17 protein-coding genes and 1 tRNA gene are annotated in these 17,528 nt (G+C 73.5%); 5 read left to right on the plus strand and 13 right to left on the minus strand.

Annotated elements, in window-relative coordinates; all coding sequences use genetic code 11:
- From mshC to ACFXPX_RS40100, 6 genes are all read right to left on the minus strand, one after another.
- Positions 1–1,160, minus strand: a 1,160-nt coding sequence (mshC, locus tag ACFXPX_RS40075; RefSeq protein ID WP_380644812.1) for a cysteine--1-D-myo-inosityl 2-amino-2-deoxy-alpha-D-glucopyranoside ligase, incomplete at its 3' end; no start/stop codon positions are given.
- A gap of 216 nt (positions 1,161–1,376) precedes the next feature.
- A complete protein-coding gene (locus ACFXPX_RS40080) occupies positions 1,377–2,231 on the minus strand; it encodes a carbohydrate-binding protein (protein WP_380591457.1) in 855 nt (284 codons plus the stop codon).
- A gap of 133 nt (positions 2,232–2,364) precedes the next feature.
- Complete coding sequence (locus tag ACFXPX_RS40085; RefSeq protein WP_375897013.1) at positions 2,365–3,294, minus strand: AraC family transcriptional regulator; 930 nt, start codon at positions 3,292–3,294, stop codon at positions 2,365–2,367.
- Between the two features lie 110 nt (positions 3,295–3,404).
- Positions 3,405–4,190 (minus strand): SCO1664 family protein, encoded by a 786-nt coding sequence (locus tag ACFXPX_RS40090; protein WP_375897030.1) that lies wholly within the window; start codon positions 4,188–4,190, stop codon positions 3,405–3,407.
- Positions 4,191–4,246: 56 nt separating this feature from the next.
- Complete coding sequence (locus tag ACFXPX_RS40095) at positions 4,247–4,816, minus strand: DUF3090 domain-containing protein (protein ID WP_375897016.1); 570 nt, start codon at positions 4,814–4,816, stop codon at positions 4,247–4,249.
- Between the two features lie 240 nt (positions 4,817–5,056).
- Positions 5,057–5,749: a histidine phosphatase family protein gene (locus tag ACFXPX_RS40100; RefSeq protein WP_380524694.1), complete on the minus strand. Its 693-nt coding sequence runs from the start codon at positions 5,747–5,749 to the stop codon at positions 5,057–5,059.
- 53 nt (positions 5,750–5,802) lie between these two features.
- On the opposite strand from ACFXPX_RS40100, the gene ACFXPX_RS40105 reads away from it, so the two are divergent.
- Positions 5,803–6,792, plus strand: a complete 990-nt coding sequence (locus ACFXPX_RS40105; RefSeq protein WP_375897022.1) for a magnesium and cobalt transport protein CorA — start codon at positions 5,803–5,805, stop codon at positions 6,790–6,792.
- Between the two features lie 24 nt (positions 6,793–6,816).
- On the opposite strand, the gene ACFXPX_RS40110 is transcribed toward ACFXPX_RS40105, so the two are convergent.
- A complete protein-coding gene (locus tag ACFXPX_RS40110) occupies positions 6,817–7,863 on the minus strand; it encodes an LLM class F420-dependent oxidoreductase (RefSeq protein ID WP_380524693.1) in 1,047 nt (348 codons plus the stop codon).
- A 305-nt stretch (positions 7,864–8,168) separates the two neighbouring features.
- On the opposite strand from ACFXPX_RS40110, the gene ACFXPX_RS40115 reads away from it, so the two are divergent.
- Positions 8,169–9,149, plus strand: a complete 981-nt coding sequence (locus ACFXPX_RS40115; protein ID WP_375897027.1) for an aldo/keto reductase — start codon at positions 8,169–8,171, stop codon at positions 9,147–9,149.
- Between the two features lie 363 nt (positions 9,150–9,512).
- Positions 9,513–11,498, plus strand: a complete 1,986-nt coding sequence (locus ACFXPX_RS40120; protein WP_380644813.1) for a helix-hairpin-helix domain-containing protein — start codon at positions 9,513–9,515, stop codon at positions 11,496–11,498.
- A 111-nt stretch (positions 11,499–11,609) separates the two neighbouring features.
- Here the strand turns inward: ACFXPX_RS40120 and ACFXPX_RS40125 are convergent, their stop codons facing one another.
- Entirely contained in the window at positions 11,610–12,209 is a 600-nt protein-coding gene (locus ACFXPX_RS40125; RefSeq protein WP_380644814.1) for a hypothetical protein, read from the minus strand.
- Positions 12,210–12,572: 363 nt separating this feature from the next.
- Between ACFXPX_RS40125 and ACFXPX_RS40130 the strand changes: the two genes are divergently transcribed.
- Positions 12,573–12,782, plus strand: a complete 210-nt coding sequence (locus ACFXPX_RS40130) for a DUF5703 family protein (RefSeq protein WP_350517275.1) — start codon at positions 12,573–12,575, stop codon at positions 12,780–12,782.
- Positions 12,783–12,948: 166 nt separating this feature from the next.
- Here ACFXPX_RS40130 and ACFXPX_RS40135 read toward each other — a convergent pair whose 3' ends face one another.
- The 3 genes from ACFXPX_RS40135 to ACFXPX_RS40145 form a co-directional block, all read right to left on the minus strand.
- Complete coding sequence (locus ACFXPX_RS40135) at positions 12,949–13,803, minus strand: chaplin (protein ID WP_380644815.1); 855 nt, start codon at positions 13,801–13,803, stop codon at positions 12,949–12,951.
- A gap of 317 nt (positions 13,804–14,120) precedes the next feature.
- Positions 14,121–14,363, minus strand: coding sequence for a chaplin (locus tag ACFXPX_RS40140; RefSeq protein ID WP_375897268.1), 243 nt, complete (start codon positions 14,361–14,363; stop codon positions 14,121–14,123).
- A gap of 280 nt (positions 14,364–14,643) precedes the next feature.
- On the minus strand, positions 14,644–15,975 hold the full coding sequence (locus tag ACFXPX_RS40145; RefSeq protein WP_360246117.1) for a M20/M25/M40 family metallo-hydrolase: 1,332 nt from the start codon (positions 15,973–15,975) through the stop codon (positions 14,644–14,646).
- A 303-nt stretch (positions 15,976–16,278) separates the two neighbouring features.
- On the opposite strand from ACFXPX_RS40145, the gene ACFXPX_RS40150 reads away from it, so the two are divergent.
- A tRNA-Leu gene (locus ACFXPX_RS40150) sits at positions 16,279–16,363 on the plus strand.
- 238 nt (positions 16,364–16,601) lie between these two features.
- Here the strand turns inward: ACFXPX_RS40150 and ACFXPX_RS40155 are convergent.
- Both ACFXPX_RS40155 and ACFXPX_RS40160 read right to left on the minus strand, forming a co-directional pair.
- Positions 16,602–17,345: a TetR family transcriptional regulator gene (locus tag ACFXPX_RS40155; protein ID WP_375897271.1), complete on the minus strand. Its 744-nt coding sequence runs from the start codon at positions 17,343–17,345 to the stop codon at positions 16,602–16,604.
- An 87-nt stretch (positions 17,346–17,432) separates the two neighbouring features.
- A partial coding sequence (locus ACFXPX_RS40160) for an acyl-CoA dehydrogenase family protein (protein WP_157849844.1) occupies positions 17,433–17,528 on the minus strand: 96 nt, incomplete at its 5' end.

Consider the following 17,528-nt stretch of genomic DNA (forward strand, 5'->3'; position numbering starts at 1 on the left):
CCCTCGGTCTCCTGCTGCGCGGCCCACCGGTCGACGGCGGCCAGCGCGGCGGGCGCGTCCAGGTCGTTCGCCAGCGCGGTGCGGACCTCGGCGAGCAGCTGCTCGGCGGCCGGGCCGTCCGGCCGGGAGACGGCGGCCCGCCAGCGGGCGAGGCGCTCGACGGCCTCGTCCAGGACGGCCTTGGTCCACTCCCAGTCCTCGCGGTACTGGTGGGAGAGCAGCGCCAGGCGGATCGCCGCCGGGTCGACGCCCTCGCGGCGCAGGGCCGACACGAAGACCAGGTTGCCGCGGGACTTGGACATCTTCTGGCCGTCCAGCCCGACCATCCCGGCGTGCACGTACGCCTTGGCGTACGGGTGGGAGCCGGTGGCGCTGTGGGCGTGCGCGGCGCCCATCTCGTGGTGCGGGAAGGACAGGTCGCTGCCGCCGCCCTGGATGTCGAAGCCCATGCCCAGGTACTGCAGGGCGATGGCCACGCACTCGATGTGCCAGCCGGGGCGGCCGTGGCCGAGCTCGGTGTCCCAGGCGGGCTCGCCCGGGCGGGCGGCCAGCCAGAGCAGGGCGTCCAGCGGGTTGCGCTTGCCGGCGCGGTCCGGGTCGCCGCCGCGCTCGGCGAAGACCGGGCGCATGGCCTCGCGGGTGAGCCCGGAGACCTCGCCGAAGTGCGGGTCGGCGTCGACCGAGTAGTAGATGTCCCCGTCGACCCGGTAGGCGGCGCCGGAGGCCAGCAGCTTCTGGACGATCGGGACGATCCACGGGATCGACTCGACGGCGCCCACGTAGTGGGCCGGCGGGAGCAGCCGCAGGGCCGTCATGTCCTCGCGGAACAGGGCGGTCTCGCGCTCGGCGAGGGCCACCCAGTCCTGGCCGGTCTCGACGGCGCGCTGGAGCAGCGGGTCGTCCACGTCGGTCACGTTCTGGACGTAGAGGACGTCGTGGCCGGCGTCCCTCCAGACCCGCTGCACCAGGTCGAAGGCGTTGTAGGTGGCGGCGTGGCCCATGTGGGTCGCGTCGTAGGGGGTGATGCCGCAGACGTAGATCCGGGCGGTGCCGTCCTGCGGCACGACCTCGCGGACCGTGCCCGCTGCGGTGTCGAAGATGTGGAGGGGGAGCCCCTGACCAGGCAGGGCGGGAACCTCGGAGGCGGGCCAGGCATGCATGGGATCGACCTTAACCTTGAGAACATTTGAAAGCCTAACCAGTAACGAAGATCGACTGGATTAGCTTCCTGTCGTTGCCCGGTCACCCTGCGACTGGTCCGGCGCGTTCCCTTTCGGACCGGTGATTCGGTCCGATCGTTTCCGGACACGGGTGAGCGCCCGGTCGGCCCTGCCGCCGACCGGGCGCCCGGCTCCTCGGAGGAGCGGCCGGAGCCGCTACGACCGCTGCCAGAGGGCCGGCACGTTCGGCGGCTCCCAGCCCACCAGGGCGGTGTGCGCCTGGAGGCAGACGTAGGAGGCACCGGAGTAGGTGACGCGGTCGCCCGCGTTGTACGCCCGGCCGGCCGCCCAGCTGCCGCTCGGCGGTGTGGTGGGCCCGCCGGTCGGGGTGGCCGTCGGGGTTCCGGTCGGGGTGGCGGTGGCCGTCGGGCTCGGCGTGCCCGGGGTCTGCGGCACGTCCAGCACGAAGTCGAAGGTGGCGTTCTCGCCGGATCCGTTCTGCTGGACGTTCATCAGCAGCCGGGCGTCGTAGATGGTGTCGGTGTTGTTGCGCGGCTCGCCCGGGAAGTACAGCTGGGTGGTCAGGATCGGCCGGCCGGGGGCCTGGAGCTTGACGTGCAGGTGCCGGGTGCGGCCCGGGTAGAGGCCCGGGACGACGGTGTCCAGCTTGTAGGCGCCGTTGGCGTCGGTGAACTGGTGGCCGCGGAAGGTGTAGCCGACGTTGTCGTAGTTCCCGCCGTCGTCGGCCTGCCAGAAGTCCAGCAGGACGCCGGGGACGGGCCGGCAGGCGCGGCCGAAGACGTAGCCGCTGACGGTCAGCCGGGTGCCCGGGCCGTCGTTCACCATCGAGCTGCGCAGCGGGGAGTTGGGCTTGAAGTACGGGCCCTCGATCTGCTCGACGGTCGGGTCGTCCCCGTCGTGGCACTCGGGGGTCAGGCCGGGGATGCGGCCGGCGCCGACCTTGTCGCGGGCCAGGGCGACCCCGCCGCCGACGAGCAGCGGTGCGGCCCCGAGCGCGGCGGCGGCCTTCAGGACGGTCTTGCGGCTGATCATGCCGTCGGACGGGGGCATGCGCCGTCTCCTTCCGGTGGATCCTTCGTGGGGGGGGAGGTGGGGGGCGGCCCTTGCCATGGTGGGGGCATGACAAGGGCCGAACCGGCCGCCGTCCGCGCGCTGGCCCGGCCGCCGGTGGCCAGTAGGAACGTTACGGACCGTCCGGTGCGACGGCGATGGACATGATCCGGGGATCGTGGTGATTTCCGTCGACCCTGCCCCGGAACTCCCCCGGGGTCATCCCGGTCTCCCGCCGGAAGAAGCGGCAGAAGTACGCCGGGTCCGCGAAACCGGCCTCCTTGGCGACCTGGCGGATCGTCAGATCGGTGCAGGCGAGCAGCCGTTTGGCCTCCAGGGTCTGCTGCCGGCGGATCAATCCGCCCGGGGTGCGGCCGGTGGCCTGCTTGACCAGGGTCTGCAGGTGCCCCGGGGAGACCCCGAGTTCCTGGGCGGTGGAGGCCACCGAGTGCCGCACCCCGCCCGGCTTGGCGATCAACCGGGTGAAGGCGGCCGCCAGTTCGGCCGGCCGGGTGGGCACCGCGGGCCGGTCGTCCGGGGTGCAGGCGCGCAGCGCCCGGACGATCAGGATGTGCAGGCTGGCCCGCAGCACGCCCTGGTAGCCGGGCGCCCTGGTCCGGTACTCCTGCTCCATGTCGGCGAGCAACCGGGCGATGGGGCCGGCCTGTTCGCCGAGCGCGATGCCGGGGCGGGCGGCCAGCGCGCGCAGCGCGGCGAGGTCCTGGGGGTGCCCCAGCAGGAAGTCCTCGTTGAACAGGACGACCCGGCCGGTGAGCTCCTCGGCGTCCGCCCAGTGGTGCACCTGGCCGGGCGTGATCACGCACAACTGCGGTGGCGCCAGCGCCCGGTGGACCAGGTCCAGGACGTGGGCGCCGTGGCCGCCGGTGACCATGACGATCTCGTGGAACGAGTGCCGGTGGGGGAAGTTGGCACGGGAGAGCGGGCCGATCGCGTCGAAACTTCCGATCGCGAAGGGCAGCACGTGGGGCAGTGGGACCTGCAGGCGGTGCAACGGCAGGTCCGGCGCGGGGCGGGGGGTGGGGGTGGTCCGTCGCACGTCCATCGGAGCAGTGTGCGACCTGTTCCGGCGACAGGTCCAGACCACCGGCCGGTAACCCCGGCGGAACCCCCGCTCCACCCGGCGCAACCCCCGCTACGCCGGCGGAACCAGCGCTACACCGGCGGCCAGGGGATCGCGGGCCAGTCCTCGGAGGGCAGCGGGTGCTTGCCCGAACCGAGCAACCCGGCCACCCGGGCGCGGGTGGCGTCCAGTTCGGCGGCGGTCAGGTGCGGCGCCAGCCGCTCGGCCAACGCCCCCTCCAACTGCTCGGCCAGCCCGGCCAGCACCTCCAGCGCCTCGGCGGGCAGCGGGTCGCCCGCCCAGCCCCAGAGCAGGGTGCGCAGCTTGCCCTCGGTGTTGAAGGTGACGCCGTGGTCGATGCCGTACACCCGGCCGTCGGCGGCCGGGATCAGGTGGCCGCCCTTGCGGTCGGCGTTGTTGAGCACCGCGTCCAGCACCGCGAGCCGGCGCAGCCGCCGGTCGTCGTGGTGCACCAGCAGCGCGGTGCGGCCGCCCTCGACCTCGGCCCGGACGATCGGCAGCCAGCCCTCCTCCGGGCCGGCCGGGTCCTGCAGCGCCAGCAGCGGCTCGGCCTCCGGGTCGGGCTCGACCCACAGCTGCACCATGCCCGGCCCGTGCGGGCCGTCGCGCAGCACGGTCGGCGGGATCAGCTCCCAGCCGGTCGCCGCGGACAGCTCGTACGCGGCGAGCTCGCGGCCGGCCAGGGTGCCGTCCGGGAAGTCCCACAGCGGGCGCTCGCCCGCCACCGGCTTGTAGACGGCCTGGGCGCTCAGCCCGTCGTGCTCGACGGTGCAGTACAGCGCGGCGTTGGAGGCCTCGGTGAGCCGGCCGTGCACGGTCAGCCCGCCCCGGCGCAGCAGCGCCAGGGCGGTGGGCACGTCGGCGGCGAGGGCGGCGGCCGCCGCCGGGTCGGCCTGCGGCGGGGTCTCGGTGTTCAGCGCCGGTAGCCGTTCGCGCGCGGGCACAGGTGGCCCTCCGGGTCCAGCGGCAGGTTGCAGAACGGGCAGGGCTTGCGGCCGGCCGCGACCAGGTCCAGCGCGCGCTTGGCGAACACCCGGGCCATCGCGCCGGACAGCCGCACCCGCAGCATGTCCGGGCCGTTCTCGTCGTCCTGGAGGGCGGCCTCCTCGCCGTCCTCCTCCTCGTCCTCCTCCACCAGCGCCTGGGCCTCGACCACCAGGCAGGCGTCCACGCTGTCCCAGGCCAGGGCCATGGTGCCGACCCGGAACTCCTGCTCCAGCGGGAGGTCCAGCGGGGCGGTGTCGAGCAGGTCCTGGGGCGCGGCGGCCGGGATGGCGGAGTCGCCCCCGCTGCGTCGCAGCGCCTCGTCCAGGACCTCCTCGATGCGCTCGGCGAGCGCGGCGACCTGGGTCTTCTCCAGCAGCACGCTGGTGATCCGGCCCCGGGCGCTGGCCTGCAGGTAGAACGCCCGGGCGCCGGGCTGGCCGACGGTGCCGGCCACGAACCGTTCGGGCTGGTCGTAGAAGAAGACCTGACGGGGCACGCTCTAGCTCCGGATCGTGTCGGTCGGTGCGGATCCGCCAAGCGGGATCGCGGGGTTGTCCACCTGGGCGGGTGGTCGGACTACGGGGCACTCACCAGTCACCCTACGACCTCCGGGCCCCGGTCGGGGAGCCGAGCCGGGGGCCGCGGACGGGGTGGCACCCGCCGACCCGGACGGTGTCGCGCGCCGTTCGGACGGGGTGCGTGGGGCGGGCCGGGTGCGTGGGGCGGGCGGCGCCGCTCAGGCCGTACCGCCGACCACCGCGTCACCCGCCGGGGTGGCCGGGGCGGCGGAGGGCCGGGGCGCCAGCGAGGCGAGGTCGCCGGTGTCGCCCGTTCTGAGCACGAAGGGCCGCTGCGGGGTGTAGCGGATCGCGGTGACCGAGCAGGGCTCGACGCTGATCCGCTGGAAGTGGTCCAGGTGCAGGCCGAGCGCGTCGGCCACCACCGCCTTGATCACGTCCCCGTGCGAGCAGGCGATCCAGACCGCGTCCTCGCCGTGCTCGTCGGCGATCCTCGCGTTCCACTCGCGGACGGCGTCGACCGTACGGTGGCTCAGCGCGCGCAGCGACTCGCCGCCCGGGAAGGCCGCGGCGGAGGGGTGGTCCTGCACGGTGCGCCAGAGCGGCTCCTTGGCCAGCTCCGCCAGCGGGCGGCCGGTCCACTCGCCGTAGTGGCACTCCCCCAGCCGCTCGTCCTCGGTCGGCGCGCCCAGTTCGGGGCGGGCGGCGAGCAGCGGCTCCAGGGTCTGCCGGCAGCGCTCCAGCGGGCTGCTGACGGCGAGCGCCAGCGGGATCCCGGCCAGCCGCCCGGCCAGCGCGGCGGCCTGGGCGCGCCCGGTGTCGTCCAGGTCCACGCCGGGGGTCCAACCGGCCAGGATCCCGGCGGTGTTCGCGGTCGAGCGGCCGTGACGGACGAGCAACAGGGTGGGCATGGGGCTCAGCCTACGGCCTCCGGACCCCGCCATGGAGTGCGGTCCGGGGGACAATGGCCCGCATGATCGTGCACTGCGCCGCGTACCGGGACGGCCGCCGGCTCGGGACCTCCGAGGACCTGACCGACTCGCTCGCCACCGCGCGCGCGGCCGGCCCGGGAGCGTTCGTCTGGATGGGCCTGTTCGAACCGACGACCGAGGAACTCGACCGGGTCGGCAAGGAGTTCGCGCTGCACCCGCTGGCCGTCGAGGACGCCGTCAGCGCCCACCAGCGCCCCAAGGTCGAGGCCTACCAGGGCTCGCTGTTCGTCACCCTCAAGACCCTCGGCCACCACCCCGACACCCGTACCGTCACCAGCGGCGAGGTGATGGTCTTCCTCGGCCCGGACTTCGTGATGACCGTCCGGCACGGCGAGGACACCCCGCTCAGCGGCCTTCGGGCCCGGCTCGAACGGCAACCCGAACTGCTGCGCTACGGGCCCAGCTCGGTGCTGCACTCGGTCTGCGACACCGTGGTGGACGGCTACGTCGAGGTGGCCACCGCGCTCCAGGCCGACCTGGACGAACTGGAGGCGGACGTCTTCGCCCCCGGCCGGGTCGGCCGCGACACCGCCGGGCGGATCTACGGCTACAAGCGCCAGGTGATGACCGTCCGCCGGGCCGTCGCCCCGCTGCTGGAACCGATGCTGCGGCTGGAGCGCGGCGCCCCCTTCGTCCAGCCGGAGACCGCCCCCTACCTGCGGGACGTCGCCGACCACCTGGCCCGGGTGAACGACCAGGTGGAGGGCATGGACCGGCTGCTGTCCGACATCCTCGGCGCCAACCTGGCCCAGGTGAGCGTGCAGCAGAACAACGACATGCGGAAGATCTCGGCCTGGGCGGCGCTGGCCGCCGTACCGACCATGATCGCGGGCGTGTACGGGATGAACTTCGACGACATGCCCGAGCTCCACCAGCCCTGGGGCTACCCGGCGGTGCTGTCGCTGATGGCGCTGGTCTGCGTGGTGCTGCACCGGGTGTTCAAGCGGCACGACTGGCTGTAGTGCCGCTCGGACCCCTCCGGCGGATCAGGCGAGTCCGGCCCGCTCCAGCGCCTCCACGCCGGTGCGCAGCGCCTGGATCCGCTCGTCGAGGGTGAAGCCGGCGGGGGCCAGGGTCAGCGTGGTGACGCCGGCGTCGGCGTAGGCCTGCATCCGGTCGGCGATCCGGGCGGTGTCGCCGATCAGCGAGGTGGCGTCGATCAGGTCGTGCGGGACGGCGGCCGCGGCGCCCGCGTAGTCCTTGGCCAGGTACTTCTCCTGGATCTCGTCGGCGGCCTGCTCGTACCCCATGCGCCGGGTCAGCTGGTTGTAGAAGTTCTTCTCCTTGCTGCCCATGCCGCCGATGTACAGGGCGGCGTAGGAACGCTGGGAGTCGACCCCGGCCTTGATGTCCTCGCCGACCGCGAGGGTGACGGTCGGGCAGAGGTCGAAGCCCTCCAGGGACTTGCCGGCCTTGGCGCGCCCGGCCTTCAACGGGTCCAGCGAGAGCGCGGCGTGCTCGGGGGCGAAGAAGATGCCGAGCCAGCCGTCGGCGATCTCGCCGGTCTGCTCCAGGTTCTTCGGGCCGATCGCGGCGATGTACAGCGGGATCTGCTCGCGCACCGGGTGCACGGTCAGCTTGATCGGCTTGCCCGGGCCGCCGGGCAGCGGCAGGGTCCAGTTCGCCCCCTCGTGCACCAGGCGCTCGCGGGACATCGCCTTGCGGATGATCTCCACGTACTCCCGGGTGCGGGCGAGCGGCTTGTCGAACTTCACGCCGTACCAGCCCTCGGAGACCTGCGGGCCGGAGACGCCGAGGCCGAGCCGGAAGCGGCCGCCGGAGAGGGTGTCCAGGGTCGCGGCGGTCATCGCGGTCATCGCCGGGGTACGGGCCGGGATCTGGAAGATGGCCGAACCGACGTCGATCCGCTCGGTCTTCGCGGCGACGAAGCTCAGCACCGTCGCGGCGTCCGAGCCGTACGCCTCCGCCGCCCAGCAGACCGAGTAGCCGAGCCGGTCCGCCTCCTGGGCCACCGCGATGTTGTCGGCGTCCATGCCGAGTCCCCAGTAGCCGAGGTTGATGCCGAGTCGCATGTGCCGAACCTTCCAGTCGGGTGGGCCCGGTGGCCAGTCGGGCGGGCGTCGTGGCCGGTCGGGCGGGGCGTGCCAGCACGTCGGGCGGGCCTTGCCGGCGAGCGTAACCGCGCCCGGCCAGGTCATGCTACTGACGGGTAGTGGTGGTCTGGGTCACACCCGCCGCATTGATCGTTCTGCGGGTCGGCACCCCTGCCCGGGGACCGGCCGCTACGCTCAGCCGACGTGGGGAGCGCTCTCCCCACCTGCACGTTCACCGGGGCTACCGGGCCACCGGTGCCACCGGCCAGTGGAGGGCCCGTCCGATGGAAAAGCGTCACCTCGGCCGTACCGGCCTACAGGTCTCCCGCCTCGGTCTCGGCACCATGACCTGGGGCCGCGACACCGACGAGCACGAAGCCGCCGAGCAGCTCAAGGAGTTCGTCGACGCCGGCGGAAACCTGGTCGACACCGCCGACGTGTACGCCGACGGCGGGGCCGAGTACCTGATCTCCCGCCTCACCGACAGCCTCGTCCCCCGCTCCGAACTCGTCATCGCCACCAAGGCGGGCAGCGTCCCCGAGTCCGCCCGCCGCTTCGACGGCTCCCGCGGCCACCTGCTCGCCGCCCTCGACGCCTCGCTGCACCGGCTCGGCACCGACTACGTCGACCTGTGGCAGGTCCACGCCTTCGACCCGACCACGCCCCTGGAGGAGACCCTCAGCGCCCTCGACATCGCCGTCTCCTCCGGCCGCGCCCGCTACGCCGCCGTCTGCGACTTCAGCGGCTGGCAGCTCGCCAAGGCCGCCACCTGGCAGCGCGCCCACCACGACCGGATGCCGCTGGCCGGCGCCCAGGTGGAGTACTCGCTGCTCCAGCGCGGCATCGAGCGCGAGGCGCTGCCCGCCGCCCTCGACGCCGGGGTCGGCATCCTGGCGGGCTCGCCGCTCGGCCGCGGGGTGCTCACCGGCAAGTACCGGCACGGCGTCCCGCAGGACTCGCGCGGCGCCTCGCCCTACCTGTCCGGGTTCGTCCAGCCCTACCTCGGGGAGCGCTCCCGGCGGATCGTCGACGCCGTCGCCACCGCCGCCGACGGGCTCGCCAGCAGTCCGCTCGCGGTCGCGCTGGCCTGGGTCCGGGACCGGCCCGGGGTGGCGAGCGCGCTGATCGGGGCGCGCACCGTGGCGCAGCTCCAGGCGGCGCTGTCAGTGGAGGCGCTTACGCTTCCGGGTGAGATCCGCGGCGCGCTGGACGACATCTCGTCGCCGGTGCACCGCTACCCGGACCAGGGGTGGACGGAGCTGTAGCCCTGGCGCCGGGCGGTCGAGCAGAACGTGCGGTGCAGAACGACGCGGTACAGAACGACGCGGTACAGAACGAGCAGTGCAGAACGTGCAGTGGAGTGAGCTTTGGAGCGGACGACGATGAGTGGCACGGGCAACGGCGCTCCGGAGGGGGCTGCGGCCGCGGCCGCGCCCGACCAGGCGACGATCGCGGACATCGTGGCGCGGATGCGCCGGATCGAGCAGCAGGAGGCACGGCCGGGGGCCCACCGGCTCGGGCCTTCCGCTCCGAAGGCTCCGACGGCTTCGGGGGCTTCGGGGGCTTCGGAGGCTTCGGAGGCCGAGGGGTCCGGGGCCGAGGCGTCCGGAGCCGAGGGGGCCGCGCCGGTGGCTTCCGAGCCGGGTGTCGATGAGGCGACGGCTGCTCCCTCGGCGGCTGAACCGGCCGCGGCCGCCCCGGCCGCCCCGGTGGCCCCGCCGGCCGCCCGGCCGGCCGCTCCCCCGGTCGCCGCGCCGATGCGGGCCGCCGCACCGAGCGCGGACGCGCTCCGGGAGACCACCGCGGTACTGACCGCCGGTGGCGCCCCCGCCGACCTGGCCGCCGCCGCGGTGGCCGCGCTCGGCGAGGGGGCCGCGGAGCAGCTGCGCGAGGACCCGTGGGCGGTTCTCGGGCTCGCAGGTGTGCGCCCCGAGCACGCGGACCACTTCGCCCGCGGCCTGCTCGGCACCTCGGTCGGACCGGACGACGAGCGGCGCGCCCGGGCCCTGGTGGTCTGGCTGCTGGAGCAGGCGGCGCTGCGCGGGCACTCGGCCCAGGACGCGAAGGACGTGGTCGCCGGACTGGAACGGCTCCGGGTCCCGGACCCGCTCGCCGCGATCGCGGAGGCCGTCGCCGAGGGGCGGTTGCTGTCGTTCCAGGAGGAACTGACCGGACCCGGCGCCCCGGCGGCGAACAGCGACGAGGAGGAGGCCGAGCCGCCGACCCGGATGCTGCTCGCCCTGGAGGGTCCGGCGATGGCGGAGGACAGCCTCGCCGAGAAGCTGCTCCAGCTGATGGCCACCTTCGTGCCGGGCGAGGACGCCGGGGAGGAGGAGGGCGAGGAGCCGGATGCCGGGGAGCCGTCCCCGGAGGCGAGCTCCGGGGAGTCCGCCGAACCCGAACCCGCTGCTCCCGCACCCGCCGCTCCCGGCCCCGCCGCCTGGGAGGCCGCCGCCGAAGCCGCGCCGTCCTCCTCCTCGACCGCCCTGATCCGGGCCGTCGCCGGGAGCGCCCTGGTGCTGCACACCGGTGGCGACGCGGCTAGGGCCGAGCCGGCCGCACTGCTCGCCGCCGCGACGGGGCTCGGGCTGCGGGCCTGGGCCGCCACCTGGACCGACCAGGGCCGGGACTCCTTCGACGCCCTCTCCCCCGCCGCGACGCCGGTGGTGACCCTCGCCGAGCTGCTGTCCGGTACGGCCGGCCCCGGCCGCGCCGCCGACGGCACGCTCGCGCTGGACCTCCTGGTCCTGCTGGACGCGCCGCTGCTGGACGTCGAACTGGCCGCCACCGTCCTGGAGTCGCTCGCCGACGGCACCCGGCTGGTGCTCAGCGGGGATCCGGGCCAGCTCTGGTCGGCCGGCCCCGGCCGGTTCTTCGCCGACCTGCTGGCCGCCAAGGCCTGCCCGGCGGTCGCCTCCCGCACCCCGGACTTCGGCCCGATCGGCGAGCTGGTGTCCGGGGTCGGCGTCGGCGAGCTGCAGCCGGTCGAGGCGCCGGAGAAGGAGGTGGTCATCCTGGCCGCCAAGGACGGCGGCGAGGCCGTCCACCGCGCCGTCCAGCTGCTCACCGACTCCATCCCGCGCGCGCTCGGCATCCCCGCCGAGCAGGTGGTGCTGCTCACCCCGGGCCACGGCGGCCCGGCCGGCACCCGTGCGCTGAACGCGGCCGCGAAGGCCCGGCTGAACCCCGGCCCCGGCCGGTTCGGCGGCTTCGACCCGGGCGACCGGGTGGTGGAGTCCCCCGCCCCCGGGGTCACCCGCCCGGCCCGGGTGCTGGACGGCGACGCGGCCGGACTGCACCTGGAGTTCCCGGACGGCTCGCGCCGGACCGTCCCGCCCGCGGAGGCCGGCCGGCTGCGGCACGGCTGGGCGCTGACCGTCCACCAGGCGCTGGGCCGCCGCTGGCCCGCCGCGGTGGTCGTGGTCCCGGAGGACGCCGGGGCGGCGCTCTCCCGGCAGTGGGTCTACACGGCCTTCGGGCGCGGCGAGCGGCACCTGTCGGTGGTCCACGCGGCGGGCCCGGCGCTCGCCCAGGCCGTCGCCGAGCGCCCGGCGCAGCCGCGCACCACCCGGCTCAGGGCGATCCTCGCGGAGAACGCGGTCACCGAGGACTGATCCGCCCGTCGGTCGGCCGTCCGTCCGGTCGTCCGGACGACCGACCGACCGACGAACGCGTGAGGGGCGGGCCCGGAGTTCCGGGCCCGCCCCTCACACGTTCGTCCGACGTCAGTCGTCCGGGTCCTCGTCGTCGTAGACCTCGCTCACGTCGAACCGGCAGATCAGCAACTGCGGGTCCGCGTGCTCGAAGGGCTCCGGCAGCCACTCCCCCGGCTCGGTCGGCTCGGCCGCCGCCACCCAGAGCGTCGAGTCCGCCTCCTCCAGGCCGAACTCCTCACTGCGGGCGGCGATCTCGTCCGGCTCGTACTCGCCGAACAGCACGCCGATCGCGGAGTTCACGCCGCTGGCACCCCCCGGGGTCAACGACTCGTCGAGCCGCTCGGCCTGCGCGCGCAGCCGCTTGGGGTCGACCACGTGGTAGTCGCGGCGGATCAGCACGCTGATCGCCTCGGGCTGCTCCGGGCCGTGGTAGCCGCCCGGTCCCTCGTCGCCGGGGATCTCGAAGGGGGTGACCTCGTCGTAGACCTCGTACAGGAGTTGGTCGTAGGCGATGGCCGCCGTCGCGAGCTGCTCGTAGGCAGCGGTGACGGCGGGATCATCAGCTGCGTTGGGGCTTGACACCGCTTCCAGATGACGGTCGATGGCGGCCTTGACCGCCTCAGCGGCGGCGCGTACCTCGGCAATGGTGGGCTGCGCGGCATCAGACATGGTGCAGACGCTATCTCCCCGCGGCGCCGGTACGCACAGCGGTTGTCACCTACACCCGCGATTTCACCGCAACTTCCCCCCTGATGTCCGATTCCGTGCGTTCTGTCCCCCGCCGGGACCGGCGCGGGGCGGGCGCAGAGGGCGCGCAGGCGGTCCAGCGGGGCCGTCCGGGTACCGCTTCGCGCGCCGGTATCGGGGTATCCCCTCCACAGCAGCAACAGAACTGATGCACTGTCAGACGGGCCTCCGGACCGGGCGCCGTCGAACCGCCGCACCGGGGCGGGAGGACGGCCGGAAATACCCCGGCCGACTGTCCGGGGCAGGCCGTAGGCTTGCGTGCAGGTGATCCTCAGGAGGAGCGTTTTGACCCCACCGAAGCCGGTCCGGCAGCCGGAGTACGAGTACCAGTCGCTGCGCATGCCGCGCGGTACCACCCGCAACGCGGCGCGCCAACTGCTCACCGAGCACGCCGAGTACGGGCACTGGGAGCTCGACCGACTGCGACTGTTCCCCGACGGCAGCCGGACGGTCCGACTCAAGCGACGGATCATCCGGCAGATCCGGAGCTGGTGACAGGCGGGGCACCTCACCCCGAGTCGCCGCGCACCGAACCAGTGCGCGCCGAGACTTCACGCACCCGCGGCCGCCCGTTCGAACCGGGCGGCCGCGGGTGCGTCCGTTCATCTGTTCAGCTGTTCACCCTGCCCGTCGACAGCAACCGCGAGCGGGTCCGGTGGACTCAGCGGGCGCCGGCGCGGGCCCGGCGGTAGAGCACGCCGCCGCCGATCAGCAGCGCGAGCCCGGCGGCGCCGAGCATCTCGACGTCACCGGCGCCGGTGTGGGCGAGCTCGCTGTTCGCGGCGACGCTCTGGGCGGCCGGGGCGCTGGTACGGGCGGCGGCCGGGACGGCCTGGGTGCCGCCGTTGCTCGACGGCTGGGCGACCGGGGTACTCGGGGTGACACCGGTCGACGGGCCGCCGTTGCGCGGGCCGCCCGTGCCGGTGTCGCCACCGGTCGACGGCGGCGGGGTGTGGCCCTCGGGGCAGTCGTCGGTCGGCTTCGGGGCCGGGTTCGGGGCGGGGTGGGCCACGTTGCCGCACTCGTTGCCGAAGGCCGGGTTGCCGACGCCCACCACGTTCACGGAGTTGCCGCAGGCGTTGACCGGGACGTGCACCGGGGCCTGGACGCTGTTGCCGGAGATCACCCCGGCCGAGTTCGCCGCGGCACCGCTCGCGGAGGCACCGGAGGCGGAGGAGCCGCGGGAGGCGCCCGCACCGGAACCGGCGACGCCCCCGGGGTGGCCGCCCTGGCCGCCCTGGCCGGGCCGCGGGGCGGCGTGGCGGCCGCCGCCGGAGGCATTGGCACAGTGGTTGCCGTACGCCGGGTTCAGGGCGCCGATCACGTCGACCGTGTTGCCACAGGCGTTGATCGGTACCTCGACCGGCACCTGCACCGAGTTCCCGGAGGCGACACCCGGTGATCCTGTGGCACCCCCCTGCGCCTCGGCGCCCGCGTAGGCGTAGCCGGCGGTCGAGGCCAGCACGCTGCCGGTGGCCACGGCAGTGAGGATCCCCTTCTTGGCGACATTCCTCATGATTTCCCCTGACGTTTCGAGACGGCGTGGCGACCTTGGCATGAACTCGTATGAAAGTCGGAATTTCCGTATATCCGGAAATCGCGCAAGGCCTTTGACTGCACAGGAGTCAACGAGAGGCCAACGGGGAGGTTGAGCCGAACGAAGCAGCTTCACCCGATCGAGCGATCTGGGCGTTCGAACCTTGTCGAGTCCGGTTCGCCAAGGCCCCTGGTATGCAGAAGCCCCGGCACGCAAAGGCCCCCGGCGCGGCGCGTCCGCCGCCCGGGGGCCGTACCGAGCCCGGCTCAACGGGCCTCAGCGGCCCGGAGGTCGGCTCAGAAGTTGGCGCAGTGGTTGCCGAACGCCGGGTTCAGCACGCCGATCACGCTGACGGTGTTGCCGCACAGGTTCACCGGCACGTGGACCGGGACCTGGACCTGGTTGCCCGAGACGACACCCGGGGAACCCGCGGCCACACCCTCGGCACCGGCACCGCCGTGAGCGGACGCGACACCGGCGGCGGCGAGCACCAGGCCACCGGTGGCGGCGGCGACAGCGGCGATCTTCTTGATCTTCATCATTCCTCCTGTACGGACAACGCAACCCGTTCGGCGGGCTGCAAAGGAATGAACGACGCTGCGGCAAACGGGGTACGGAACAGATTTCCCATTCACCCGCAACGGTGATCCTTCGCACAGACGACCGGCGCTGAACGGCAAGCAGAATCGTTTCTGTTGATCGCTTTCCACCCGTCCCACAATCATGCGCTCCGACAATGCGGTCGGCCCGCCCCCGGCAGTCCGGGAGCGGGCCGACCCAGTCGCCTGATCAGCAGACGTCGATCGATCGGTCGATCGATCAGCAGGCGTCGATGAAGCGGTCCAGCACCCGGACGCCGAACTTCAACCCGTCCACCGGCACCCGCTCGTCCACGCCGTGGAACATCCCGGCGAAGTCCAGCTCCGGCGGCAGCTGCAACGGCGCGAAGCCGAAGCAGCGGATGCCGAGGTCCTGGAAGGACTTGGCGTCCGTCCCGCCCGACAGGCAGTACGGCACCGCCCGGGCGATCGGGTCCTCCGCCCGCAACGCGGTCTGCATGGCCTCGACCAGCGCGCCGTCGAAGTCGGTCTCGATCGCCCGGTCCGAGTGCAGGCTCTCCCGCTTCACCCGCGGGCCCAGCACGCTGTCCAGCTCGGCGAGGAACTCCTCCTCGTAGCCGGGCAGGAAGCGCCCGTCCACATGGGCGGTGGCCTGACCGGGGATCACGTTCACCTTGTAGCCGGCGCCGAGCATGGTCGGCTGGGCGGTGTTGCGGAACGTGGTGCCGATCATCTTGGCGATGCCGCCGAGCACGCGGACCACCTCGTCCATGTCCTCCGGGTCCAGCCGGTACCCGAGGACGTCCGACAGCTCGTCCAGGAAGGCCCGCACGCTCGGGGTGATCCGCAGCGGGAACTTGTGGCGGCCGAGCCGGGCGACGGCCTCGCACAGCTCGGTGATCGCGTTGTCGTCGTTCGACATCGAGCCGTGCCCGGCCCGGCCCTCGACCGTCAGGCGCATCCAGTGCATGCCCTTCTCGGCCGTCTCCACCAGGTAGAACCGGGCCTGGTCGTTGACGGTGAAGGAGAAGCCGCCGACCTCGCCGATGCCCTCGGTCACACCCTCGAACAGCTCCGGGTGCTTGTCCACCAGGAAGCGGGCGCCGTACGTGCCGCCCGCCTCCTCGTCCGCGAGGAAGGCGAGCACCAGGTCGCGCGGGGGCTTGCGGCCGGTGCGCAGCCGGTCACGGACGACGGCGAGGGTCATCGCGTCCATGTCCTTCATGTCGACCGCGCCGCGTCCCCAGACGCAGCCGTCGGCGATCTCGCCGCCGAAGGGGTCGTACGTCCAGTCCGCGGCATTGGCCGGCACCACGTCGGTGTGGCCGTGGATCAGCAGGCCGGGACGGGACCGGTCCTCGCCCTCGATCCGGACCACCGTCGAGGCCCGCCCCTTGGCCGACTCGAAGATCTGCGGCTCGATCCCGAACTCCGCGAGCTGCTCGGCCACGTACTCGGCCGCCTTGCGCTCGCCCGGGCCGGAGCCGTCACCGTAGTTGCTGGTGTCGATCCGGATCAGATCGCGACAGATCTCGGCGACCTCCGACTCAGCCGTCACCTTCGGCGCCGCCGACTCGCTCCGCTCGCTCACGGTCACTCCTCGTCTTTGGCCCGCACCGACGCACCAGCGCGCCACCCCCAGGACCTGCACCCGGGCCGTACGAGCACGTCCGCCCATCCTCCCCCAGCCCTCGATCGCGATCCACCCCCCGCACGCCCCCGAAACCCGCTGGTCACACCCCCGCCACAGACCACCCCCCGCCCCCGCCGCCAGCCCCGCCACCAGCACGTCCGCCCGCTCCGGAGCCGTTTTGGGAGCTCAAGCCGATCTTTGCTACAGTTACATCTGTCAGCGCGACGGACGAGAGATCGGAAGCCGCGAGGGCGACACCTAGTCCGGGTGGCGGAATGGCAGACGCGCTAGCTTGAGGTGCTAGTGCCCTTTATCGGGCGTGGGGGTTCAAGTCCCCCCTCGGACACCGACGAGAGAACCCCAGTTGATCTGGGGTTCTCTTTGTTTTCCGGGACTTTGCCGGCGGCCAGGGCGCGGGCGGGCGCCGCCGGGTAGCGGCACGCACGGCCGTGGGGCCGACGGACGATCGGTCAGGAGGGTGCGCAGGAAGGCGGATCGGGGCCGGCGGCCCGTCGGGTTCCGCCGTGAACCGGCCGTCGTGACCCGACCGCCGTGGCCCGATCGTCGTGACCCGACCGTCGTCGTCAGATCCGGCGGGAGTCGCCGATGGCGCTCTCGATGCCCTGGACCATCCGCCAGAGCGGCGCGTGGCGGCTGGCGACCAGCACGACCACGTCGTCGCCCGGGCCCTCGCCCTCCTGGGCCGCGTCGGCGGGGCGGTCGCTCCAGGTGGAGGTGACGAAGGCCATCGCCGCGTCCACCTCGGCCACCCAGTCGCTCTCGCCGCCCGAGCGCAGCCAGGTGCGCAGGGCGTGGTTGTGCGCGGCGACCACGGCGGCGGCGATCACGTCGGCGCGCAGCGGGCCGTCCGGGCGGGCGGCGAAGCGGCCGCGCAGGTAGGCGGCGAGGGTGTGCTCGTAGCGCCAGACCACCGACAGCTCGTACGCGCGCAGGCCGGGGACCTTGCGGGTGAGGCGGTAGCGCTGGACGGAGAAGGAGGGCTGCTCCGCGTACATCCGCAGGACCAGGCGGGCCGCCTCGCAGGCGTGCCGGACCGGGTCCTCCTCACCGCTGCCGGACTCCAGGAACTCCGTCATCTCGGCGAGGCTGCGCTCGTGGTCGGGGAAGACCACGTCCTCCTTGGCCGGGAAGTAGCGGAAGAAGGAGCGCCGGCCGACACCGGCGAGCGAGACGATGTCGTCGACCGTCGTCTGCTCGAAGCCGCGCTCCAGGAAGAGTTCGAAGGCCGCGGCCACCAGCGCCTCGCGCATGGCCGGCTTCGAGGGCCCGTCGTTCATGGGCAGGTCCTGCTCTTCCTTCTCGCTCATTCTCCGGAACTTAGCATCGGCGCGACGGGGCGGCCCCGACGGCCGGTCGGCTGGACCGGCCGGCCGTCGGGGCCCGTCGGGCCGTCGTTACGGCAGGTTGCGGGCCATCACGATCCGCTGGACCTGGTTGGTGCCCTCGTAGATCTGGGTGATCTTCGCGTCCCGCATCATCCGCTCCACCGG

Source organism: Kitasatospora sp. NPDC059146 (assembly GCF_042786665.1).
Classification (GTDB): Bacteria; Actinomycetota; Actinomycetes; order Streptomycetales; family Streptomycetaceae; genus Kitasatospora.